This is a genomic window from Nonomuraea sp. NPDC049129 (assembly GCF_040648495.1).
GTDB lineage: Bacteria > Actinomycetota > Actinomycetes > Streptosporangiales > Streptosporangiaceae > Nonomuraea.
Window position 1 is genome coordinate 1 of the sequence record NZ_JBEZDU010000021.1, and the last position, 21,508, is coordinate 21,508.

Sequence of the window (21,508 nt, forward strand, 5' to 3'; positions counted from 1 at the left end):
CGCAGACATGACGGGGTTGTGCATCATGCACTGGCTTTTAACACACTGTTGAGTTCTCAAGAAACGGACGCGTACTCCCCAACCTGCGAGAGGCGTTCATTTCGTTGTGTCCTAAGCTTATCCAGCTTGTCAGCTTCGCGTCAAATCGGAGACTTGCTGGAAGCTGCGCAAACCGTCTAAGATTGTGCACCCTGTCTCCAGGGCAACCCTCATAACTTACCGTGCCATCCTGGGCTTGTCGAATCAACCGATTTTCCGGTGATCTGAGCGCACCCGAGACGACTCGTGCCAGCGAGCGCATGTAAGCGCCTGGCCGAGTGGCTCGTTTCTCAAGGGGTTCGCCCTGGGGGCCCGTCCGCCTGATCGGCGTCCGGCTCACTCCCGGGGCGAAGAGAAGATTAGGTCGCCGTTCGCCCCACGTCAAATCGGCGTTCACGCCCGCTCTCTAGGTGTCCACGGGACCTCCAGCAAGGCCGGTTCTGATCTGCGCAAACGCCGAGCAGATCGGAGACACGAAGCGTCCAAGCCGCGGCAACTAGCGACATGGCGGGACATATCCCTAGTTTCCTGGAGGGAGATGGCGGGACATGACGAGGCTCGGAACCCATTGCCGATATGCGGATGAGCAAGATGAGCAAGATGAGCTTTGGGGCGGGGCGGGCAACCCTGAGTCCGGTGCACCGTCCGGACCGACAGCGGTCCGGACCGACAGCGGACCGGATAGAGGGCGGGCCGAGCAGAGCTCGCACCGGACAGAACGCGGACCAGATAGAGGGCGAGCTGAGCAGAGGGCGAGCCGGACCGACCACGAAGCGGGCAGAAGGCAGAGAGCGCGGACCGGGAGAGCGGGCGGGGCCTAACGGAGGTGATGTCCCACCCAGGGGTGGGTCAACGATCTCGCCGTGCGTTTCCTACGCGGAGCCACAGGGCTGAGCGGGTGAGAAACGACGCCGCTCTGCGGGACGTCATCCGAACGGCTCGCGGGACAGGCCTCGTGCATGGCTGGGGTGAACAAGTAGACACCCATCAGCGTCAGGTCGCTCTTGCGTGCTGCGGTTTCTCCTCCACGAACGGATCCAGGACCCGACGGATCACGACCGGACGGACCCAGGACCGGACGGACCCAGGACCAGAGGGATGGCGACCGGACGGCGGCCGGACGGATCGCGACTGGACGGACCGGACGGACCGGACGGATCGGACGGATGGCGAGCCGAACAGGAGCGCGGACCGAACAGGTGAACGTGGTACCGCGGGGATGACATCCCACTAAGTGATGATCCACGATCTCGTTACATGGCTTCTACCAGGGATGATCGGGGTCGAGCGGCCGAGAATCCACACCGCGGGACGTCATCACTGCGGAACGCCCGGTGTAGGCGCCGAGGGCAAACCTTCACAGTTGCGAGGATGCCCGGTCGATCGCCGTTCCGCAGCGTCGGAGGAGGGAGCGCAGGGTGTCACGCTCCTCTGCGGTGAGTTCGTCCGCTATCGCCTGCTCTATCCGCACCGCCCGCTCGTCCGCCTCCTCCAGCGCAAGGCGGCCGGCGTCCGTGAGTCGGGTCTCCAGGACATTGCCATGCCATGGGTGCGGCGTACGTTCGACCAGGCCACGTGCCTCGAGGTTTTTCAGCACCACGGTCATCGCCTGCGGGGTCACCAAGCAGGCTCGGGCGAGAGCGGCGGCCGAGATGCCGGGGTTGGCCGCTAATACGTAGAGCGTCGCGTACTGCGGCACCGTCAGCCCCGCGGGCCTGACCGCGACCTGCTTGGCGGCGATCAGTTCCTGCTCGGCTCGCTTGATGTCGAGGCCGAGGCGCTCCTCCGCGGGCATGCCCATGACACGAGATGCTACAAGCAATCTAGCATTGACGACTATCAAAGCTTTGATAATGTGCAGAGCCGTACACACGAATGAGGAGGCGTCACGTGATTCCTGAGAGCCATCTGGACCTGTTGACCAGGCCGCTGTTCGCGCATCTGGCCACCATCGCGCCAGACGGGAAGCCACATGTGAACCCGGTCTGGACGGTGTGGGACGGCGAGTTCCTGCGCTTCACGACGACCACGGACCGTCAGAAATACCGAAATGTCGCGGCAAATGGGAACCTGGCGGTCTCCATCAACGACCCCGACAAGCCGTACCGGTACCTGGAGATCCGGGCCGTGGTGGAGCGGATCGACCCCGACCCGTCGGGCGACTTCTTCGACGTGCTCGCCACCCGCTACGGCCTGCAGTACGACCGGCCGGTGGGCGACGCGGAGCGGCGGGTGGTCATCGTCGCCCGGCCGACACGTACGACCAGCCAGTGACGACAACACATACGACCAACCAGTGAAACGATCAGCGACCAGCCCGTGAAGACCGGGGGCGGCCACCATGGCCCGAGCCGCCGCCGCCCGAGCGGGCCTGGAAGCGCGAGACCGCTGCGGGAAGACAAGACCGCCGCGAGTGAGTGGCGAGAGCTGCGGGGGTGCAAGACGGCTGCGGATGGGCGAGAACCGCGAGTGGGCGAGATGGCCGAGGGTGGGCGAGATGGCCGAAGCTGGGCGAAACCTGCGAGTGGGCGAGACCGCTGCGGGTGAGCGGTGCTGGTCAGGCTCGCCCGCGACCGCCCAGGGCGGGTGCCGGCTTGGCCAAGGCCCACGCGAGAGGCAAGCCCGGCGTCCCGCAGACCGGCGCCGCGGCTGTTACTACGCGAACGACGCTGCTCGAACGAATCAAGTGATGTCCCCCCAGCGGTGGGTCAACGATCTTGTTGTTCGTTTCCTACGTGGACGCACAGGGCTGACCGGGTGAGAAACTACACCGCTCTGCGGGACGTCACGCTCAGCGCCGACGGATCGAGACCCACCCGAAGACCCGGTGGACGGTCAAGACCCACCGGAAAGCGTGAGCGCGCGTACCTGCGCCGGCGAGACGAACAGTTCCGCCGCCATCCCCGCCTCCCGAGCCGCGACCACATTGACCTCGTTGTCGTCGAAGAACAGCGCCTCCCCCGGCTCCACTCCCAACCGCTGCGCGCAGATCTCGTACGCGCGCCGGTCCGGCTTCGCCACCCCGATCCGGCACGAGTACGTCAGCGACGCGAACCGGCCCAGCCAGTCACCGTGCCGCGCCTCCCACAGCGGCACCAGGTCCGGAACGATGTTCGACAGCAGCCCGAGCGTCCGTCCCTGATCGGCCAGTTCGTGCACCACTGCGACCATCTCGTCGTCCACGTGGCACCAGCTCTCCAGGTCGGCCGCCATCAGCGCGTCCACGTCGGCGAACCGCGTGCCCAGCCGTCCGGCGACCGCCGCCCAGTAGGCCACGGCGTCCTGACCGGCGTCATAGTCGGGCCGGCACCCCCAGTACGCCTCCCAGAAGCTCTCCCCCGGCACTCCGGCGAGGTCGACGAGGCCCTGTTTGGCGTCAGCGGTCTGAACGCGGGCGATAACTCCGTAAAGGTCAAACACGATCACTTCAGGCATAAATCTGAGCCTATGCGCGTATTCTGCCCCGGTGACCACCGCCTCCACCCTCGCCCCTCCAGCCCGGCCAGTCATACGTTCGCGCACGTCAAGCCCGTGGTGGGTGGCCGGAATCGCCGGAGTCGTGGCGTTCAGCGGCTCGGGATCCGCCTCTCTCAACGGTGACGAGCTGGCCACGATCAGCGCCGCGTCCCGGTCGCTGCCGGGGTTGTGGGAGCTGGCGAGGCACATCGACGGTCATTTCCTGCCGTACTACCTGTTCATGCAGCTCTGGGCGAAGGCCGGGACCGCGGAGCTGTGGCTGCGGCTGCCATCGGCGCTGGCCATCGGAGTCGCCGCGTGGTTCCTGGTGGACCTGGGGCGGCGGGTGCACAGTACGTGGGCGGGGGTGACGGCCGGCCTGCTGTTCGCGGCGCTGCCGTCGGTGTCGTACTACGGCGCCTTCGCCCGCTCGTACGCGCCCGCGGCCGCCGCGGTGGTCTTCTCGTTCTGGGCCCTTCACCGCGCCACGCGAGCCCAGGAACAGGAACAGACCACGCGAGCCCAGGAGCAGGCCGAGCGCGCGCCCTGGGTGGTCTATGCGGCGGCGGTGGCGTTGGTGTGCTGCACGCACCTGTTCGCGGTGCTCGTGCTGCCCGCTCAATTGGTCACCGCCGTAGCGCTGCTCCCCCGCCGCGCCGTGCTCCTGAGGTGGGCGCCCGCGGTCGCCGTCGGCTGCCTGCCCGCGCTCGTTCTCGGTCTGGTCGGGTACGGCGAGCGGCATGCGATCAGCTGGATCCCGCAGCGCGGGCCGGAGGTGCTGCTGAAGTTCCCGAAGATGGCGGCGGGGAGCACCGAGGTGGGGGTGGTGCTGTTCGTGGTGGCGCTGGCCGGTGTGGTGCTGCTGCGCAACAGGGCGTGGGCGGGGACGCTGTTGGGCTGGCTGGTGCTGCCGCCCGTCCTGCTGCTGGCCGTGTCGCATCTGGTGACGCCGGTCTATGTGGATCGGTACCTGTTCGTCGCCGCGCCCGCTCTGGCGTTGCTGGCGGGGATCGCGGTTGCGAGTGTTCCGCGTGGAGGGGTGGTGGCCTGCTGCGGGCTGGTGGTGGTCGCCGTGGCGGTGGGCGTACCGCAGCAGGTGGAGGTACGGGAGGCCAACGGGCGCTTCGAGGACTTTCCGTGGGCCGTGCGGAAGGTGGAGGCGCGGCCGGGGGACGCGGTCGTGTTCGGGCAGAGCTCGGTGCGTGCGGGGTTCGACTACTACCGTGACGGGTCGATGCCGGACGACGTGCTGCGGCTGGGGGCCGCTCCGGAGGCGGAGGGGTTCGGCTTTCCTGAGCGCGATGACGTCGCCGCCGCGCTGGCCGATCGAGAGCGGGTCTGGGTCGTGTGGCGCGGGGTCAAGTCCGCCGGGCAGAAGCTGCCGCGGGTTAAGGCCGTACTGGAGGCGGGTTACAAGCAGACCGGGGCCTGGCACTCGGCGGAGACGCCCGGCCTCACCGTGGCCGTGTTCGCCCACAAACAGGCCAGCAAATAGGCCCACAGATAGACCGGGCCCTTCCCACACAACCTGGGAAGGGCCCGCACAACTCACGCGAAAAGCGAAAGGCGAAAAGCGAAAGGCGCGGTCAGCCGACCTCGACGCCGCCGACCGCCTTCTTGCCGCGCCGGAGCACCATGAACCGCCCGTGGAGCAGGTCCGAAGCCTCAGGCACGTACGACTCGTCGGTGATCTTGACGTTGTTGAGGTACGCGCCGCCCTCCTTCACCGCCCGCCTGGCCGCCGACTTCGACTCCACCAGCCCGCTGTCCGCCAGCAGGTCCACGAACGGCGCCCCGAGAGCCGGAACCGTCGCCTTCGGCACCTCGGCCAGCGCCGCGGCCAGCGTCGAGCCCGGCAGCTCCTCGAGCGACCCCTGACCGAACAGCGCCTTGGACGCCGCCACGACCGCCGCCAGTTCGTCGGCGCCGTGGACGAGCGTGGTCAGGTCCTCGGCCAGCGTCCGCTGCGCCTCGCGGGCGAACGGGCGGTCGGCCACCGCCTTCTCCAGCGCCTCGATCTCCTCGCGCTCGCGGAAGGTGAACACCTTCAGGAAGCGCACCACGTCGCGGTCGTCGGCGTTGAGGAAGTACTGGTAGAAGGCGTAGGGCGAGGTCAGCGCGCCGTCGAGCCAGACCGACCCGCCCGCGGTCTTGCCGAACTTGGTGCCGTCGGCCTTGGTGATCAGCTTGCCGGTCAGGGCGTGCACGTGGCCGCCCTCGACGCGCCTGACCAGGTCGACGCCGGCCGTGATGTTGCCCCACTGGTCGCTGCCGCCGACCTGGAGCGTGCAGCCGTTGCGCCGGTAGAGCTCCAGGTAGTCGTTGGCCTGCAGGATCTGGTAGCTGAACTCGGTGTAGCTGAGGCCCTCACCGCCGAGCCGGGCCGCCACCGACTCGCGGGCGAGCATCCGGTTGACGGGGAAGTGCTTGCCGATGTCGCGCAGGAAGCCGATGGCCGACATCTCGGCGGTCCAGTCCAGGTTGCTGACCAGCGCGGCCGAGGTGGGGCTGTCGTCGAAGGTCAGGAACTTCTCCACCTGCACCCGGATCCGGGAGACCCATTCCTCCACGACCTCGGTGGTGTTGAGTACGCGTTCGGTGCTGCGGCCGCTGGGGTCGCCAATCAGGCCGGTGGCGCCGCCGACCAGGCCGATCGGCTTGTGGCCCGCCCGCTGGAAGCGGGTCAGGATCAGCAGCGTGGCCAGGTTGCCCATGTGCAGGGACGGCGCGGTCGGGTCGAAGCCCGCATAGACCGTGATCGGACCTTTCGACAGCGCCGCGCGCAGGGCGTCGATGTCGGTGGTCTGCGCGAGGACGTCGCGCCATTCGAGCTCATCGAGAATGTCGGTCACGGTGCTGGCTTTCCAGGAGACGTCGAGTGGTTACAGAGTGCCCGATCGCGCCGGATGACCGCTACTTGGATAATCTCGGTCGCCATGTGGAAGGTCCGTCGCGAGCTGGCCGTTTTCAAGATCCTAGGGGCTGTGGCGTGTGCCGGTCTCGCCCTGTTCTGGTATGTCCAGGGTGATGTACGCGGGGTGGTGCTGGCGGTGCCGGCCGCCCTGCTGGTGGGGGCCATGGGGCTGCGTGACGTCCTGGTCCCGGTACGGCTGGCGGCCGACGAGAGCGGCGTCACCGTGGTGCACGGCTTCGCCGGGCGGCGGCACGTCCCGTGGGAGGCGATCGAGGACATCCAGGTGGACGTACGCAGGAGGTACGGCCTGCGCAGCGAGATGCTGGAGATCGACACCGGCGACCAGCTGCACATCTTCAGCGCTCACGAGCTGGGTGCCTCCCCGACCGAGGTGGCCGCGGTGTTGCGGCGGCGCGGCGTGTGAGGCCGGAAGGGTGAGACGGTCGGGTCACCGTCGATCCAGAACCGCCACGGGGTGTCCTTGGCGGTCGAGATCCCGGTGCGCGGCCCCGACCTGATCCTGTCCGCCTCTGCGGGCCGCCCGCCGAGCATGGCCACGGTCCCCTTGGGGAGCCCGGTGAGCCACGCCGCGTGTTCGGGCTCATCGCCGCGAGAAGCGTCATGGAAGTGCGGCAGCACAGCCGGTGAGCCCTCCCATACGGCGTCGAGCCCATTGTGCTCGCGCGCCAGCCCGAGGGCGACCGCCAGCCGGGCGGGGCCGCGAGCGAGGTCCCGGTCCGCGATCGGCTTGCGCCCGGAGACGGGCGGGCCGTCGCCGTCTCCTGAGCGGCGCGAGCGGGCCAGGTCGGCCCGCGCCACCACCTCACCGGCCCGCAGCAGCACCGCCGACCCGTGATCCTCGGGCAGGCACACCAGGTTCGCGCAGAAGTGCATGCCGTAGGTGAAGTACACGTACAGATGCCCAGGTGGCCCGAACATGACCGCGTTCCTGGGGGTCCGTCCCCGGTAGGTGTGGGCCGCCGGATCCTCGCCGGGGCCGCCGTACGCCTCGACCTCGGTGAGCCGGACCGCGACCGGGCCGTGCACGAGCACGCGCCCGAGCAGGTCGGGCGCGACCTCGTGCGACGGCCGGTCGAAGAAGCTGCGCGGCAGGGGCGCCGAATCCAGGGTCCCGGAGTCCATGCCGGAGACTAGGCCCCCGCGGCCCACGCCGCCTGGGCGTCGACCGTCTCGCGCAGCGCGGCGAGCTGGTCGCGGACCCGGTCGGGCGCCGTGCCGCCGTGGGCCTTGCGGGCGGCGAGGGCGCCGGGGACGTTGAGCACGTCGCGGACGTCGGGGGTGAGGTGCGGCGAGACCTTGCCCAGCTCGTCGTCGGTCAGTTCGCCCAGGTCCTTGTCGTTGACCTGGCACCACACCACCAGGTGGCCGACCGCCTCGTGCGCGTCGCGGAACGGCACGCCGCGGCGTACGAGCAGCTCGGCGAGGTCGGTGGCCAGCGCGAAGCCGTCGGGAGCCGACGCCTCCAGGCGCGCGGTGTTGACCCGCATGGTGGCGACCAGGCCGGCCATCGCGGGCAGGACGAGCAGCAGCGTGTCGACCGAGTCGAACACCGGCTCCTTGTCCTCCTGCAGGTCGCGGTTGTAGGTGAGCGGCAGGCCCTTGAGCGTCGTGAGCATCGCCATGAGGTTGCCGATGAGCCGCCCGGACTTGCCGCGGGCGAGCTCGGCGACGTCGGGGTTCTTCTTCTGCGGCATGATCGACGAGCCGGTGGAGTAGGCGTCGTCCATCTCGATCCAGCGGAACTCCTGCGAGGCCCAGAGCACGATCTCCTCGCCGAGCCGCGACAGGTGCACGCCGATCAGGGCCGCGGTGAACAGGAACTCCGCCGCGAAGTCACGGTCGGACACCGCGTCCATGGAGTTGAGCGAGGCGAAGGAGAAGCCCAGCTCTACGGCCACGGCCTCCGGGTCCAGCGGCAGCGACGAGCCGGCCAGCGCGCCGGCGCCGAGCGGCGAGACGGCCGCGCGGCGGTCCCAGTCGGTGACCCGGTCGATGTCGCGGGCAAAGGCGTGCACGTGCGCGAGCAGCTGGTGTCCGAAGGAGACCGGCTGCGCGTGCTGCAGGTGGGTCATGCCGGGCGCGGCCGTGTCGGCGTGCTGCTCGGCCTGGGCCATCAGCGCCGTCTCCAGCTCGACCAGCCGGGAGACGATCGTGCGGGCGTGGTCACGCAGATAGAGGCGCAGATCGGTGGCGATCTGGTCGTTGCGGCTGCGGCCGGCGCGCAGCTTGCCGCCGAGCGAGCCGAGCCGCTCCAGCAGGCCGCGTTCGAGCGCGGTGTGCACGTCCTCGTCGGCGACCGTCGGCCGGAACTCGCCCGCCTTGCAGGCCCGCTCCAGGTCATCGATCGCGCCGATCATGCGTTCGAGCTCGTCGTCGCTCAGCAACCCCGCCTTGTGCAGCACCCGGGCGTGCGCCCTGGACGCCGCCAGGTCGTACGGCACCAGCCGCCAGTCGAAGTGCACGCTCACCGACAGCCGGGTCAGCGCGTCGGCGGGACCCCCTTCGAATCGCCCGCCCCACAGCCGCATCGGCTTGCCATCACTCAACGTCATCTCCTTCTCGTCCCCCGCGACCATAGTGCACATCATCCTTTCTTCGCGTCGCGCGCGGCGGCGATCTTGGAGGGCAGACTGAACAGCTGGACGAAGCCCTTGGCCAGCGACTGGTCGAAAGTGTCGCCGGTGTCGTAGGTGGCCAGCGAGAAGTCGTACAGCGACTGCTCGGAGCGGCGGCCGCTGACGGTGGCCTTGCCGCCGTGCAGAGTCATCCGGATGTCGCCGGTGACGTGCTTCTGGGCCTCGGCGATGAGCGCGTCGAGGGCGTCCTTGAGCGGCGAGAACCACAGGCCGTCGTAGACGAGCTCGCTCCAGCGCTGGTCGACGCCGCGCTTGAAGCGGGCCAGGTCCCGTTCGACGGTGACGTTCTCCAGCTCCATGTGCGCGGTGATCAGCGCGATCGCGCCGGGCGCCTCGTACACCTCGCGCGACTTGATGCCGACGAGCCGGTCCTCGACCATGTCGATCCGGCCGACGCCCTGCGCGCCCGCGCGGGTGTTCAGCTCGTCGATCACCTGGTACGGCGTGAGCGGACGCCCGTCGAGCTTGACCGGGACGCCCTGCTCGAAGGTGATGACCACCTCGTCGGCGTCACGGGGGACGGCCGGGTCGGCGGTGTAGGCGTAGACGTCCTCGGTGGGGCCGTTCCAGATGTCCTCGAGGAAGCCGGTCTCGACGGCCCTGCCCCACAGGTTCTGGTCGATGGAGAACGGGTTCTTCTTGGAGGTCTCGATCGGCAGGCCCCGCTGCTCGGCGTACTCGATCGCCTTGTCGCGGGTCCAGGCGAAGTCGCGGGCCGGGGCGACAACCTGCAGGTCGGGGGCGAGCGCGGCCAGGCCGGCCTCGAACCGTACCTGGTCGTTGCCCTTGCCGGTGCAGCCGTGGGAGACGATCGTGCCGCCGAACTGCTTGGCCGCGCTCACCAGGTGCTTGACGATGAGCGGGCGCGACAGCGACGACAGGAGCGGATAGCGGTCCATGTAGAGGGCGTTGGCCTGCAGCGCGGGAACGCAGAAGTCGGCCGCGAACTCCTCCTTGGCGTCCACGACGACGGATTCGACCGCGCCGCAGTCCATGGCCCGCTTCTGGATCACCTCCATGTCCTCGCCGCCTTGTCCGAGGTCCACGGCGACGGCGATCACCTCGGCGTCCATCTTCTCGGCCAGGAACGGGATCGCGACGGAGGTGTCCAGACCTCCGGAGAAGGCGAGTACCACTCTCTGAGTCATCGGTACCTCCAAAATCTTGGTAAAACGGGCTAAGTACGCCGGGCGGCGACCCTCAGCAAGGCCTCTGCCACGACGCTCCCGCCCTGGGGATCGCGGCTGATCACGAGGATCGTGTCGTCGCCCGCCACCGTGCCGAGGATGGACTCCCAGTCGGCGTGGTCGATGGCCGAGGCCATGAACTGGGCGGCGCCCGGCGGAGTCCTGACGATGACCAGGTTGGCCGACGCCTCGGCGGAGACCAGCAGTTCCTCGGCGATCCGGTGCAGCCGGGCGGCCGGGGACTCGCCGGTGCCCAGCCTGGCCACCCGGATGCGGCCGCCGCCCTCACCGGGCAGCGCGTAGACCAGCGAGCCGTCCTCGGCGCGCAGCTTGAGCGCGCCGAGTTCGTCCAGATCGCGCGAGAGCGTGGCCTGGGTGACCTCCACGCCGCTCTCGGCCAGCAGCTTGGCCAGCTCGGGCTGGGAGCGGACGGCCTGCCGCTGCAGCAGGTCGGTGATCTTCGCCTGCCGCGCGACCTTGGTCATCGGAATGGTCATGCGGGGCTCACCAGCCAGTGGAGCAGCGCCTTCTGGGCGTGCAGGCGGTTCTCGGCCTGGTCCCACACGGCGCTGCGCGGGCCGTCGATCACTTCGGAGGTGATCTCGTAGCCGCGGTAGGCGGGCAGGCAGTGCAGCACGATCGCGTCGTGCGCGGCGTGCTCCATGAGCTCGGAGTTGACCTGGTACGGCATGAGCGCGCGCACCCGCTCGTCCTTGCCGTCCTGGCCCATCGACACCCAGGTGTCGGTGGCGACGATGTGCGAGCCCTGGATCGCGGCGGCCGGATCGGTCAGCGAGATCACCGAGCCGCCGGTCGTCGCGGCGATGGCGGCGGCCTGGTCGAGGATGACGGCGTCCGGCTGGTAGCCGACGGGGGCGCCGATCCGTACGTGCATCCCGGCCGTGGCGCCGCCCAGCAGGTAGGAGTGGGCCATGTTGTTGGCGCCGTCGCCCAGGTAGGTCAGGGTCAGCCCGGCCGTCCTGCCGAACCGTTCGCGGACGGTCAGCAGGTCGGCGAGGATCTGGCAGGGGTGGAACTCGTCGGTCAGCGCGTTGACCACCGGCACGGCGGTGCCCGCGGCCATGCCGTCGAGGCCCGTCTGGGCGCCGGTGCGCCAGACGATCGCGGCGACCTGCCGTTCGAGCACCCTGGCGGTGTCCTCGATCGGCTCGCCCCGGCCCATCTGGGAGCTGCCGCCGTCGATGACCAGCGGGAGCCCGCCCAGCTCGCCGATGCCGACGGCGAAGGAGACTCGGGTCCTGGTCGAGGGCTTGTCGAACAGGACGGCGACGGTCTGCGGCCCTTCGAAGGGGCGGTATCCGTAGCGGTCCTTCTTCATCGCGGCGGCCAGGTCGAGAACGTCGGCCTGCTCGGCGGGCGACAGGTCATCGTCTCTCAGGAAATGCCGGACACGCGCCGCGGCCGCGCCCTGCTCGATCGGCCCCGAGCCCGCACGCGCCGTCATTTCGCCGCCTCGGCGAGGATCCCGGGGAACGCGGCGACGAGCGCGTCGACCTGCTCGGCCGTCACGACCAGCGGCGGCGCGATCCGTACGGCGTCCGGCTGCAGCGCGTTGACCAGGAAGCCCGCCTCGGCCGCCGCCTGCTGCACCTTGCCGGAGACCGGCTCGGCCAGCACGGCGGCCAGCCACAGCCCGCGTCCGCGCACGCCTTTCAGCAGCGGATGAGCGACCGTTTCGAGCCCGGCCCGCAGCCGGGCTCCGGTCGTCCGCACGTGGTCGAGGTCGAGGTTGTCGAGCACGGCCAGCGCCGCGGCGCACGAGACCGGGTTGCCGCCGAAGGTGGAGCCGTGGTCGCCCTTGTCGAACAGCCGGCCCGCGTCGCCGAAGCCGACACACGCCCCGATCGGCAGGCCGCCGCCCAGGCCCTTGGCCAGGGTCAGGATGTCGGGGGTGACGCCGTCGGCCTGGTGGGCGAACCAGTGCCCGGTGCGGCCGATCGCGGACTGGATCTCGTCGGCGACCAGCAGCGCGCCGGTCGAGTCGCAGATCTCGCGGGCCGCCGCGAAGTAGCCGTCGGGCGGCGGGACCACGCCTGCCTCGCCCTGAGTGGGCTCCAGGAACACCGCGATGCAGTCGCCGGTCACGGCCTCCTTGAGGGCGGTGGCGTCGCCGTACGGGACGAACTGGACCTCTACCGGGAACGGGCCGAACTGGTCGCGGATCGACTTCTTGCCCGTCAGCGAGAGGGCGCCGATCGTGCGGCCGTGGAAACCGTTCTCGGCGGCGACGAAGTAGGTGCGGCCGTCGCGCCTGCCGTACTTGAGCGCGAGCTTGTAGGCGGCCTCGTTGGCCTCGGTGCCGGAGTTGGCGAAGAAGACGCGGCCGGGGGCGTTCAGCAGGCCGAGGAGCCGCTCGGCGAGCAGCACCTCCGGCTCGTGCAGGTAGAGGTTGCTGGTGTGCGCGAGCGTCGCGACCTGCTTGGAGACCGCCTCGACCAGGGCCGGGTGGGCGTGGCCGAGCGAGCTGACGGCGATGCCGCCGACGAAGTCGAGGTATTCCCTGCCGTCGACGTCCCACACGCGGGTGCCCTCGCCTCGTGCCAGGGCGATCGGCGGGACGCCGTAGTTGGGCATGAAGGCTTGTTCGAACCTGTCGCGAAGGTTCATCAGGGCATCACCATGGTTCCGATTCCTTGGTCGGTGAAGATCTCCAGCAGCAGCGAGTGGGAGACCCGGCCGTCGAGAATGTGCGCTTGGGGGACGCCGCCCTGGACCGCCGTCAGGCAGGCCTCCATCTTCGGCTTCATGCCGCTGGACAGTGAGGGCAGCATGGCCTCCAGCTCGGCGCCGTCGAGCTTGTCGATCACGTCGGTGTCGTCGGGCCAGCCGGCGTACAGGCCCTCGACGTCGGTCAGGACGATGAGCTTCTGCGCCTTGAGGGAGACGGCCAGCGCGGCGGCGGCGGTGTCGGCGTTGACGTTGTAGATCTCGCCGTCCTCGCCGCGGGCGACGCTGGAGACGACGGGGACGCGGCCGTTGTCGATCATGGCCTGGACGGCGCCCGGGTCGACCTTGACGATCTCGCCCACCTGGCCGATGTCGACGTGCTCGCCGTCGACGAGCGCGTGCTTGCGCTCGGCGGTGAACAGGTGGGCATCCTCGCCCGACATGCCGACCGCGAGCGGGCCGTGCCTGTTGATCAGGCCGACGACGTCGCGGTTGACCTGGCCGACCAGGACCATCCTGACCACCTGCATGGCCTCGGGCGTGGTGACCCGCAGCCCGGCCGTGAACGTCGACTCGATGCCGAGCCGGTCGAGGTGCTTGCTGATCTGCGGGCCGCCGCCGTGCACCACGACCGGCCGCAGACCGGCGTAGTGCAGGAAGCCGATGTCCTCGGCGAAGCCCTCCATGAGCGATTCCTCGATCATCGCGTTGCCGCCGTACTTGATGACGACGGTCGCGCCGTGGAAGCGGGCCAGCCAGGGCAGGGCCTCGATGAGGGTGTCCGCCTTGGTGTGGGCGGTGATGGTCCTCATGAGGAGTACGCCGAGTTCTCGTGGACGTAGTCCGCGGTCAGGTCGGTGGTGTGGACGGTGGCCGAGTGGGTGCCGGCCGACAGGTCGATGGTGATCGTCACGTCGCGCGGGCGCATGTCCACCTTGTTCCGATCGTCGCCGACGGCGCCGCCGCGGCAGATCCAGATGCCGTTGATGGCCACGTTCAGCCGGTCGGGCTCGAAGACGGCGTCGGTGGTGCCGACGGCGGCCAGCACGCGGCCCCAGTTGGGGTCCTCGCCGTGGATGGCGCACTTGAGCAGGTTCGAGCGGGAGACGGTGCGGCCGACCTTGACCGCGTCGTCCTCCGACGCCGCGCCGACCACCTCGATGGCGATGGCCTTGGACGCGCCTTCGGCGTCGACCAGCAGCTGCCTGGCCAGGTCGGCGCAGACCTCGGTGACCTTCTGCCCGAACTCCGCCAGGTCCGGCTTGACCCCGGCGGCACCGCTGGCCAGCAGCAGGACGGTGTCGTTGGTGGACATGCAGCCGTCGGCGTCGAGGCGGTCGAAGGTCTTGGAGGTGGCCTCGCGGAGCACGGCGTCGAGCTCTTCCGCGGTCAGGTCGGCGTCGGTGGTGATCACGCAGAGCATGGTGGCCAGGGCCGGGGCGAGCATGCCCGCGCCCTTGGCCATGCCCCCCACCATGTAGCCGTCGGCGCGCTTGAAGGAGATCTTGGAGACGGTGTCGGTGGTGCGGATGGCGTCGGCCGCGGCCAGCCCGCCGTCGCGCGACAGCTGAGCGGCGGCGCGCTCCACCCCGGCCAGCAGCGCGTCCATGGGCAGCCGCTCACCGATCAGGCCGGTGGAGCAGACCGCGATCTCGCCCGCCGAGTCCTGGAGCACCTCGGCCGCCTTCTCGGCGGTGGCGTGCGTGTCCTGGAAGCCCTCGGGGCCGGTGCAGGCGTTGGCGCCGCCCGAGTTGAGGACGACCGCACGGACCCGGCCGCCGCGCAGGACCTGCTGCGACCACAGGACCGGGGCCGCCTTGACGCGGTTGGCGGTGAAGACACCGGCCGCGGCGTGGTTGGGTCCGTCGTTGATGACCAGGGCCAGGTCACGGGCGTCGCCGGACTTGATGCCCGCGGCGACGCCCGCGGCTCTGAAACCGAGGGGAGCGGTCACGCTCATGCGTTCTCCTCTGCCGGCCGCTGGACTGCTGTGTCGGTTGGTACGCTGCGCTCTCTCACGGAGCAACTCCTGTCAGGGGGAGGCCGAGCTCTTCCGGCAGGCCGAGTGCGAGGTTGACGCTCTGGATCGCGCCTCCGGCCGTGCCCTTGGTGAGGTTGTCGATGGCGATGACGGCGACCACGCGGCCCGCGCGCTCGTCGAGCGTCACCTGCAGGGCGGCGGTGTTGGCGCCGTAGGTCATCGCGGTGGCGGGCCAGGTGCCCTCGGGCAGCAGGTTGACGAACGGCTCCTTGGCCAGCGCGTTCTCGTACGCCTCGCGCACAGCGGCCTTGGTCAGCCCGGGCGCGGCGGGGGCGGAGCAGGTGGCCAGGATGCCGCGGCTCATCGGGGCCAGTGTGGGGGTGAATGACACCCGGACCGGCGTGCCCGCGACGGCGCCGAGCGCCTGCTCCATCTCCGGCGTGTGCCGGTGGACGCCGCCCACGCCGTAGGCGCTGACCGAGCCCATGACCTCGCTGCCGAGCAGGCTGGGCTTGAGCGACCTGCCCGCGCCGCTGGTGCCGCTGGCCGCGACGACGACCACGTCGGGCTCGGCCAGGCCGGCGGCGAAGGCGGGCAGCAGGGCGAGGATGACGGAGGTCGGGTAGCAGCCGGGCACCGCGATGCGCTTGGCGCTCTTGAGCACCTCGCGCTGGCCGGGCAGCTCGGGCAGGCCGTAGGGCCAGGTGCCGGCGTGCTCGCCGCCGTAGAACTCCTGCCAGGCGGCCGGGTCGGCGAGCCGGTGGTCGGCGCCGCAGTCGACGACGACCGTGCTCTCGGGGAGCTGGGCGGCGACGGCGGCGGAGTGGCCGTGCGGCAGGGCCAGGAAGACCACGTCGTGCCCGGCCAGCGTTTCCGGGGTGGTGTCCTCGATGATCCGGTCGGCCAGTTGCGGGAGGTGTGGCTGGTGGGCGCCGAGCGCGCTGCCCGCGCTGGCGGCCGCGGTGAGCGTGCCGATCTCGAGCTCCGGATGCCCGAGCAGCAGGCGCAGAAGCTCACCGCCCGCGTAGCCGCTGGCTCCCGCGATCGCCGCTCTCATTCCCAACCCCCTGCATAATCATGCACCTAAACTCATGTCCTTACTATGACGATGATGCACTCCAGGGCATGAACACGCAAGCTGGGCGCGCCATTGCGCTCACATAGCGAGACGGTTAACCCCCCGTTTCAGCCGGATTTCGCGCTCTAGCGCGACGTACCTACCGGTCGGTACTGTGATTTATCCGATAGCGCCGTCCACCGCGGGAGTACTTCGCATGACTCTTTCTCATGCCCAGGTCCAAGCCCAGCTCACCGGTCCTGGCCAGCTTTTCGAGATGGAGGAGATCGGCGATACGGGGGTGCGGACCTGGAAACACGCTCCGGCCCACTTCCGCGCCCTGCTGGAGATGAGCAGATACCACGGCGAGAAGGAGTTCCTCGTCTACGAGGACGAGCACATCACCTTCGAGGAGCACTTCAGGCGGGCGGCGACGCTGGCCAACCGCCTGGTGACCGACTACGGCGTGGCCAAGGGCGACCGGGTGGTCGTGGCCATGCGCAACTATCCGGAGTGGGCGGTGGCCTTCTCCGCCGCTCTCGCCGCCGGGGCTATCGCCGTGCCGCTCAACGCCTGGTGGACCGAGTCGGAGCTGGCCTACGGCGTACGTGACTGTGACGCCAAGGTGCTGATCGTGGACGGTGAGCGGGCCGTCCGGCTCGCCGGCACGGGCGTGCCGATGATCGTGGCCAGAGGCGAGGTGCCCGAGGGCGCGCGCTCGTTCGCCGACGTGCTGGGCGAGGTCAGCGGGGATGTGACGCTGCCGGACGTCCAGCTCTCCCCCGAGGATCCGGCCACGATCTTCTACACCTCCGGTACGACCGGGCAGCCCAAGGGCGCGCTGGGCAGCCACCGCAACCTGGGCCAGTCGCCGATGACCCTCGCCTACGGGCTGATCCGGGGGGTCGCGCTGGCGGGCAAGGACGTCGCCGCGGCGACGGGCACGCGCCGGGTGACGCTGCTGACCGTGCCGCTGTTCCACGTCACCGGCTGCTTCTCCGCGCTGACCACCACCATGTTCGCAGGCGGCGGGCTGGTCCTGATGTACAAGTGGGACCCTGGGCAGGCGCTGCGGCTCATCGAGCGGGAGCGGATCACCGCGATGATCGGCGTGCCGACCAACGCGTGGCAGCTGATGTCGCATCCCGACTTCGTCAAGTACGACCTGTCGTCGCTGACCACCCTCGGCTACGGCGGGGCACCGGCTCCGCCGAAGCTGCTGGAGCGCATCGGCGAGAACCTGCCCGACCGCGCCGCCTCCAACGGCTACGGCATGACGGAGACGACCGGCCTGGCCATCGGCAACGCCGGCCCCGACTACCTGGCCAGGCCCGACAGCATCGGCCTGCCCACGGCCGTGGTCGACGTCCGGGTGTCCGGCCCGCTGGGCGAGGAGCTGCCGCCCGGCCAGGTGGGTGAGCTGTGCGTACGCGGCGCGAACGTCATCATGGGCTACTGGAACAAGCCGGAGGCGACGGCGCAGACCTTCGTCGACGGCTGGCTGCACACCGGTGACCTGGCCAAGATCGACGAGGACGGCTTCGTCTACATCGTGGACCGGGCCAAGGACATGGTCATCAGGGCCGGCGAGAACGTCTACTGCGCCGAGGTGGAGGCGGCCCTGTTCGAGCACCCGGCGGTGGACGACGCCGCGGTGATCGGCGTCCCGCACGACGAGCTGGGCGAGGAGGTGGGCGCGGTGATCCGGCTCAAGCCGGGCACCTCGACCACCGCCGAGGAGCTCCAGTCCTTCCTGGCGGAACGCATCGCCAAGTTCAAGATCCCCGCGCACATCTGGTTCAGGGACGCGGAGCTGCCGCGCAACCCGGGCGGCAAGATCCTCAAGACCCACCTGCGTCGCGAGGTGCTGGGCGGCTAGAAGGCGCGAGGTGCCGGGCGGCTAGGGGCCGTGAGGTGCTGGGCGGCTAGAGATCGTTTCCCGCGTAGGACAGGTTGAAGCTCTTGTTGACCAACGGGAAGTCGGGCACGATCGCTCCGCCCAGCGCGACCGGCAGGGCGGGCCAGTTGAAGAACGACGGATCGGCGATCTTCACTCTGGCCAGCCGGCCGTCCGCGCCCAGCTCGACGCGGTGGACGATCGTGCCCCGCCAGCCCTCGACGATGCCCACGCCCGAGCCGCGCCGGCCGTCCGGCAGGCTCCAGTCACCCGAGGTGTGCGCCAGCCTCTCGATCAGCCCGATCGAGGCGGCGATCTCGTCGGCCCTGACCTGGAAGCGGGCCAGCACGTCTCCCCCGGCCCGCACCGCCACCGGGAACGGCCCCAGGTCGATGAACGGATGGTCGCGGCGGGCGTCGACGTCCAGCCCGCTGGCCCTGGCCACGTAGCCGAGCGTGCCCAGGTCCGCGGCGGCCCGCTCGGTGAGCACGGCGGTGCCGGTGAACCGGTCCGACACCACGCCGTGGCCGAGCGCGAGCCCGACGATCTCGGCCACCTCGGCGCCGAGCGCCGCGAGCCTGGCGGTGTCGGGCAGGGCCAGCGGCTCGGCGCCGCCGAGCCGGATCGCGCCGCGCAGCAGGCGGTGGCCGGTGACCTCCGCGTTGACGCGCAGCAGCTGCTCGCGGACGGTGCCGCAGTGGGCCTGCAGCACGCTGTGGGCGACGTCGTTGCAGAGCGCGCCCAGGTCGGTGACGTGGTTGTAGAGGCGTTCGAGCTCCAGCAGCACGGCCCTGGCGCGCTGCGAGTCGGGGTCGACGGCCGTGCCGGTGGCCTCTTCGACGGCCAGGCAGTAGGCCAGGGCGTGGCCGACCGAGGTGTCGCCGCTGACCCGCTCGGCCAGGGCCAGCCCCTCTTCCGGCCGGCGGCCCTCGAAGAGCTGCTCCAGGCCTTTGTGCACGAACCACAGGCGGGCCTTGAGCTTGAGTATCGTCTCGCCGACCACCGAGAAGCGGAAGTGGCCCGGCTCGATGCAGCCCGCGTGCACGGGGCCGACCGGGATCTCGTAGACGCCGTCGCCCTCCACGTCGCCGAACGGGTACGGGCCCTCGGGGTCGCCGAACGACGGGGGCGGGCCCGCGTCGGGGAGCATCGGGTACCAGCCTCTGGGCCAGTGGTGGTGGCGGACCAGGCGGCTGGGCAGCGGGTGGTCTTCGGGGGTGATGCCGTACAGGTCGCGGATCTCCCGCTCGAAGCGCCCGGCCGGGAAGGAGAGGGTGGCCAGGCTGGGTACGGCGGGTTCGGTCAGGCGTACGTGGAGCTCGGCCCGCCTCGCCGGACGGGCGGCGGTGAACAGGTAGACCAGCCGGAAGCCGTCGTCCTCGGCGTGCGCGGCCACGAGCGCGACGCGGTGTCCCAGAGCCAGCAGCTCGGCGGCGCACCCGGCGAGCTCGCCTGGGCCGATCTCGGCGACCAGCGGGAGCGTGGCCGTCATCGCGCACCTCCCATAGCGCTCAGCGGCGGTCCGGCGGTCGCGATGGTCACAGCGGACTCCAGGAGCGGCCGGAGCGGCCCCAGCGTCACTCCGAGCACCGCGCACGCCACCAGCCCGACGACCAGCGCCACACCCGCGCCACGCGACCGCCCGCCAGACCCCTCTTCCAAGCCCGGTGGCGCGGTGCCGAGCAGCATGCGGCCCGCCACCCTGCCCACCCCGGCGACGATCACCAGCATGAGCACCAGCGCGGGCGCCACCGCCCAGCCGAGCCCGGCCGCGAACCCCGCCCGCACGATCCCCAGCTCACTGGCGAACAGGCTGAACGGCGGCAACCCCAGCAGCGCCAGCAGCCCGAGCCCGAAGGCCGCGGCCAGTCCGGGCGCCCGCCCGCCGAGCCCGCGCACCGCGTCGACGCTGCTGCTCCCGGCCGCCTGCTGGATCCGTCCCGAGCCGATGAACAGTACCGACTTGCCCAGCCCGTGCCCGAGGATGTGCAGCAACACCGCGCCCAGCGCCAGCCCGTTGCCGATGGCCGCGCCGAGCGCGATCAGCCCCATGTGCTCGATGCTCGAATAGGCCAGCATCCGCTTGAAGTCGCGCTGCCCGATCAGCAGTGCCGCCGCCACGGCCAGCGACGCCAGCGCCACCACGATCAGCAGCATCCGGCAGAACCCCGCCCCGAGCGCCACGTCGGAGACCACCTTGACCCGCAGGATCGCGTAGAACGCCACCGACAGCAGCACCCCGGACATCAGCGCCGACACCGGCGCGGGCGCCTGGCTGTGGGCGTCTGGCAGCCAGGCGTGCAGCGGCGCGAGCCCGGCCTTGGCGCCGAAGCCGAGTACGAGCAGCACCACCGCGATCCGCGTCACCCCCGGGTCCAGCCGCCCGGCGTGCCCGGCGAGCGAGACCCAGTCGAGCCCTTCGCGCGAGGACAGCCCGGCGTGTACGGCCGCGTAGTGCACCATCACCAGGCCGAGCAGCGCGAGCGCGATGCCGACCGAGCAGATCACCACGTACTTCCAGGCCGCCTCGGTGGCCTTCCTGGTGCGGCGCTGCCCGACCAGGAACGCGGTCAGGATCGTGGTCGCCTCGACCGCCACCCAGAGCATCCCGAGGCTCGCGGCCAGCACGGCCGTCGCCATCGCCGCGACGAAGCACTGGGTGAAGATCCCGTAGCTACGGGCGGCCCGCGGCCCCGTATGGCCGGCGGCCGCCTCGGCCCGCAGGTAGCCGGGGCTGGCCAGCATCGCCAGCAGCGCCACGACGCCGATCACGATCAGCATGTACGCGCTGAGCGCGTCCACCCGCAGCAACCCCCACAGCCCGCTCCCCTCACCGGCCCGCGCGAGCAGGACGGCGGCGGCGAGCAGCCCGCCCGCGGACAGGGCGCCGAGCCACTCCGTCACGCGATTCCAGCCGAACACGGCATACAGACAGGCGGCCGCGAGCGGCAGCGCCACCGGGACGATCACCATCAGTCGTGCAGCTCCCGTAGCTCGTCGAGGTCGGTGCCGCCGAACGCGGCCCGCATCCGGGTGGTCAGAACCTGCAGCGCCAGTACGGCCAGCAGCACGTCGAGGGAGACGCCCAGCTCCACCACCAGCGGCACCCCGGTGGTGGTGAGGAAGGCGGCGGCGGTGATGGCGTTGTCCATCAGCAGGAACCCGACCACCTGCGACAGCGCCCGCCTCCTGGTGACGAGGACGAAGAAGCCCACCAGCAGCACGGTCAGCGCGATCGGCACGGCCTGGGTGGCGGGCGTGGGCGCCAGGCGTACGAGGGGCTGGGAGACCGCGTACGCGAGCATCGTCAGGACGGCCGTGACCAGCAGCGACGCGGCGACGCTGACGTGCGGCCGGGCCTCGCGCCCCTCCTCGCCGGCCGCCAGCGCGCGCCGCATGAGGTAGGGCAGGAGCACCGCGCGCAGCAGCCCCACCCCGAGCCCGAGCACGGTCAGCTCGACGTCGGCCTCGTGCAGCCCCCTGACCGCGATCAGGGCGCCCAGCGCCACCCCCTGCAGCCCGAACAGCCAGATGATCGCGGCCAGGTCGCGCCGCCACAGGACCAGCACCCCCGTCAGCAGGAAGGCGCCGCAGGCCAGGTCGAGCGCCTGCACGTACACGGGATCAGTCAT

General features: G+C 70.5%; 19 protein-coding genes. 4 read left to right on the forward strand and 15 right to left on the reverse strand.

Annotated features, from left to right (window positions below):
* Window positions 1-1,396: 1,396 nt before the first annotated feature.
* Window positions 1,397-1,840, reverse strand: coding sequence for a MarR family transcriptional regulator (locus tag AB0B64_RS44505; protein ID WP_357955476.1), 444 nt, complete (start codon window positions 1,838-1,840; stop codon window positions 1,397-1,399).
* Between the two features lie 89 nt (window positions 1,841-1,929).
* Between AB0B64_RS44505 and AB0B64_RS44510 the strand changes: the two genes are divergently transcribed.
* Complete coding sequence (locus tag AB0B64_RS44510) at window positions 1,930-2,313, forward strand: PPOX class F420-dependent oxidoreductase (RefSeq protein WP_358187081.1); 384 nt, start codon at window positions 1,930-1,932, stop codon at window positions 2,311-2,313.
* Between the two features lie 561 nt (window positions 2,314-2,874).
* Here AB0B64_RS44510 and AB0B64_RS44515 read toward each other — a convergent pair.
* Entirely contained in the window at window positions 2,875-3,474 is a 600-nt protein-coding gene (locus AB0B64_RS44515) for an HAD family phosphatase (protein ID WP_358187085.1), read from the reverse strand.
* 31 nt (window positions 3,475-3,505) lie between these two features.
* Here AB0B64_RS44515 and AB0B64_RS44520 point away from each other — a divergent pair, with 31 nt between their 5' ends.
* Window positions 3,506-4,990, forward strand: coding sequence for a glycosyltransferase family 39 protein (locus tag AB0B64_RS44520; protein WP_357955482.1), 1,485 nt, complete (start codon window positions 3,506-3,508; stop codon window positions 4,988-4,990).
* Window positions 4,991-5,081: 91 nt separating this feature from the next.
* Here AB0B64_RS44520 and tyrS read toward each other — a convergent pair whose 3' ends face one another.
* On the reverse strand, window positions 5,082-6,347 hold the full coding sequence (gene tyrS, locus AB0B64_RS44525) for a tyrosine--tRNA ligase (protein ID WP_358187090.1): 1,266 nt from the start codon (window positions 6,345-6,347) through the stop codon (window positions 5,082-5,084).
* 84 nt (window positions 6,348-6,431) lie between these two features.
* Here tyrS and AB0B64_RS44530 point away from each other — a divergent pair, with 84 nt between their 5' ends.
* Complete coding sequence (locus AB0B64_RS44530) at window positions 6,432-6,833, forward strand: PH domain-containing protein (RefSeq protein WP_357955485.1); 402 nt, start codon at window positions 6,432-6,434, stop codon at window positions 6,831-6,833.
* Here the strand turns inward: AB0B64_RS44530 and AB0B64_RS44535 are convergent.
* Genes AB0B64_RS44535 through argC form a run of 9 tightly spaced genes read right to left on the reverse strand, consistent with a single transcriptional unit; the run spans window position 6,773 to window position 15,985 of the window.
* Entirely contained in the window at window positions 6,773-7,552 is a 780-nt protein-coding gene (locus tag AB0B64_RS44535; RefSeq protein WP_357955487.1) for a DNA-3-methyladenine glycosylase, read from the reverse strand. The genes AB0B64_RS44530 and AB0B64_RS44535 overlap by 61 nt on opposite strands.
* Before the next feature lie 8 nt (window positions 7,553-7,560).
* Window positions 7,561-8,982, reverse strand: coding sequence for an argininosuccinate lyase (argH, locus tag AB0B64_RS44540; RefSeq protein WP_358187101.1), 1,422 nt, complete (start codon window positions 8,980-8,982; stop codon window positions 7,561-7,563).
* Window positions 8,983-9,014: 32 nt separating this feature from the next.
* Window positions 9,015-10,214 (reverse strand): argininosuccinate synthase, encoded by a 1,200-nt coding sequence (locus AB0B64_RS44545; protein ID WP_357955489.1) that lies wholly within the window; start codon window positions 10,212-10,214, stop codon window positions 9,015-9,017.
* Between the two features lie 29 nt (window positions 10,215-10,243).
* Window positions 10,244-10,750: an arginine repressor gene (locus AB0B64_RS44550; protein ID WP_357955491.1), complete on the reverse strand. Its 507-nt coding sequence runs from the start codon at window positions 10,748-10,750 to the stop codon at window positions 10,244-10,246.
* The gene (argF, locus tag AB0B64_RS44555) at window positions 10,747-11,718 is read right to left on the reverse strand and encodes an ornithine carbamoyltransferase (protein WP_357955493.1); all 972 of its coding nucleotides are present in this window, start codon (window positions 11,716-11,718) and stop codon (window positions 10,747-10,749) included. Before argF ends, AB0B64_RS44550 begins: the two co-directional genes overlap by 4 nt.
* Window positions 11,715-12,881, reverse strand: a complete 1,167-nt coding sequence (locus AB0B64_RS44560; protein WP_357955495.1) for an acetylornithine transaminase — start codon at window positions 12,879-12,881, stop codon at window positions 11,715-11,717. Before AB0B64_RS44560 ends, argF begins: the two co-directional genes overlap by 4 nt.
* Complete coding sequence (gene argB / locus AB0B64_RS44565; RefSeq protein ID WP_357955497.1) at window positions 12,881-13,753, reverse strand: acetylglutamate kinase; 873 nt, start codon at window positions 13,751-13,753, stop codon at window positions 12,881-12,883. Before argB ends, AB0B64_RS44560 begins: the two co-directional genes overlap by 1 nt.
* Window positions 13,750-14,901 (reverse strand): bifunctional glutamate N-acetyltransferase/amino-acid acetyltransferase ArgJ, encoded by a 1,152-nt coding sequence (argJ, locus tag AB0B64_RS44570; protein WP_357955499.1) that lies wholly within the window; start codon window positions 14,899-14,901, stop codon window positions 13,750-13,752. The genes argB and argJ overlap by 4 nt, the downstream gene beginning before the upstream one ends.
* 55 nt (window positions 14,902-14,956) lie before the next feature.
* On the reverse strand, window positions 14,957-15,985 hold the full coding sequence (gene argC / locus AB0B64_RS44575) for an N-acetyl-gamma-glutamyl-phosphate reductase (RefSeq protein WP_357955501.1): 1,029 nt from the start codon (window positions 15,983-15,985) through the stop codon (window positions 14,957-14,959).
* Between the two features lie 211 nt (window positions 15,986-16,196).
* Here argC and AB0B64_RS44580 point away from each other — a divergent pair, with 211 nt between their 5' ends.
* Window positions 16,197-17,858, forward strand: a complete 1,662-nt coding sequence (locus AB0B64_RS44580) for a class I adenylate-forming enzyme family protein (RefSeq protein ID WP_358187118.1) — start codon at window positions 16,197-16,199, stop codon at window positions 17,856-17,858.
* Window positions 17,859-17,904: 46 nt separating this feature from the next.
* On the opposite strand, the gene AB0B64_RS44585 is transcribed toward AB0B64_RS44580, so the two are convergent.
* From AB0B64_RS44585 to AB0B64_RS44595, 3 genes are read right to left on the reverse strand one after another with little or no spacing between them, the layout of a single operon-like run.
* Window positions 17,905-19,368 carry an NADH-quinone oxidoreductase subunit C gene (locus AB0B64_RS44585; RefSeq protein ID WP_358187123.1) on the reverse strand — a complete coding sequence of 488 codons (1,464 nt, stop codon included), beginning with the start codon at window positions 19,366-19,368 and terminating at the stop codon, window positions 17,905-17,907.
* Complete coding sequence (locus tag AB0B64_RS44590) at window positions 19,365-20,849, reverse strand: proton-conducting transporter membrane subunit (RefSeq protein ID WP_358187127.1); 1,485 nt, start codon at window positions 20,847-20,849, stop codon at window positions 19,365-19,367. The genes AB0B64_RS44585 and AB0B64_RS44590 overlap by 4 nt, the downstream gene beginning before the upstream one ends.
* Window positions 20,849-21,508: a hypothetical protein gene (locus AB0B64_RS44595; protein WP_357654682.1), complete on the reverse strand. Its 660-nt coding sequence runs from the start codon at window positions 21,506-21,508 to the stop codon at window positions 20,849-20,851. Before AB0B64_RS44595 ends, AB0B64_RS44590 begins: the two co-directional genes overlap by 1 nt.

What these genes read in the sequence shown, in the direction of transcription:
- argF (WP_357955493.1), bottom strand. Translation starts at nt 11,718, where the DNA reads ATGACGGCGCGTGCGGGCTCGGGGCCGATCGAGCAGGGCGCGGCCGCG.
- AB0B64_RS44595 (WP_357654682.1), bottom strand. Translation starts at nt 21,508, where the DNA reads ATGACTGATCCCGTGTACGTGCAGGCGCTCGACCTGGCCTGCGGCGCC.
- argB (WP_357955497.1), bottom strand. Translation starts at nt 13,753, where the DNA reads ATGAGGACCATCACCGCCCACACCAAGGCGGACACCCTCATCGAGGCC.
- AB0B64_RS44560 (WP_357955495.1), bottom strand. Translation starts at nt 12,881, where the DNA reads ATGAACCTTCGCGACAGGTTCGAACAAGCCTTCATGCCCAACTACGGC.
- AB0B64_RS44535 (WP_357955487.1), bottom strand. Translation starts at nt 7,552, where the DNA reads ATGGACTCCGGGACCCTGGATTCGGCGCCCCTGCCGCGCAGCTTCTTC.
- AB0B64_RS44550 (WP_357955491.1), bottom strand. Translation starts at nt 10,750, where the DNA reads ATGACCATTCCGATGACCAAGGTCGCGCGGCAGGCGAAGATCACCGAC.
- AB0B64_RS44580 (WP_358187118.1), top strand. Translation starts at nt 16,197, where the DNA reads ATGACTCTTTCTCATGCCCAGGTCCAAGCCCAGCTCACCGGTCCTGGC.
- AB0B64_RS44585 (WP_358187123.1), bottom strand. Translation starts at nt 19,368, where the DNA reads ATGACGGCCACGCTCCCGCTGGTCGCCGAGATCGGCCCAGGCGAGCTC.
- AB0B64_RS44590 (WP_358187127.1), bottom strand. Translation starts at nt 20,849, where the DNA reads ATGGTGATCGTCCCGGTGGCGCTGCCGCTCGCGGCCGCCTGTCTGTAT.
- AB0B64_RS44515 (WP_358187085.1), bottom strand. Translation starts at nt 3,474, where the DNA reads ATGCCTGAAGTGATCGTGTTTGACCTTTACGGAGTTATCGCCCGCGTT.
- argH (WP_358187101.1), bottom strand. Translation starts at nt 8,982, where the DNA reads ATGACGTTGAGTGATGGCAAGCCGATGCGGCTGTGGGGCGGGCGATTC.
- AB0B64_RS44530 (WP_357955485.1), top strand. Translation starts at nt 6,432, where the DNA reads ATGTGGAAGGTCCGTCGCGAGCTGGCCGTTTTCAAGATCCTAGGGGCT.
- AB0B64_RS44545 (WP_357955489.1), bottom strand. Translation starts at nt 10,214, where the DNA reads ATGACTCAGAGAGTGGTACTCGCCTTCTCCGGAGGTCTGGACACCTCC.
- AB0B64_RS44505 (WP_357955476.1), bottom strand. Translation starts at nt 1,840, where the DNA reads ATGGGCATGCCCGCGGAGGAGCGCCTCGGCCTCGACATCAAGCGAGCC.
- argJ (WP_357955499.1), bottom strand. Translation starts at nt 14,901, where the DNA reads ATGAGCGTGACCGCTCCCCTCGGTTTCAGAGCCGCGGGCGTCGCCGCG.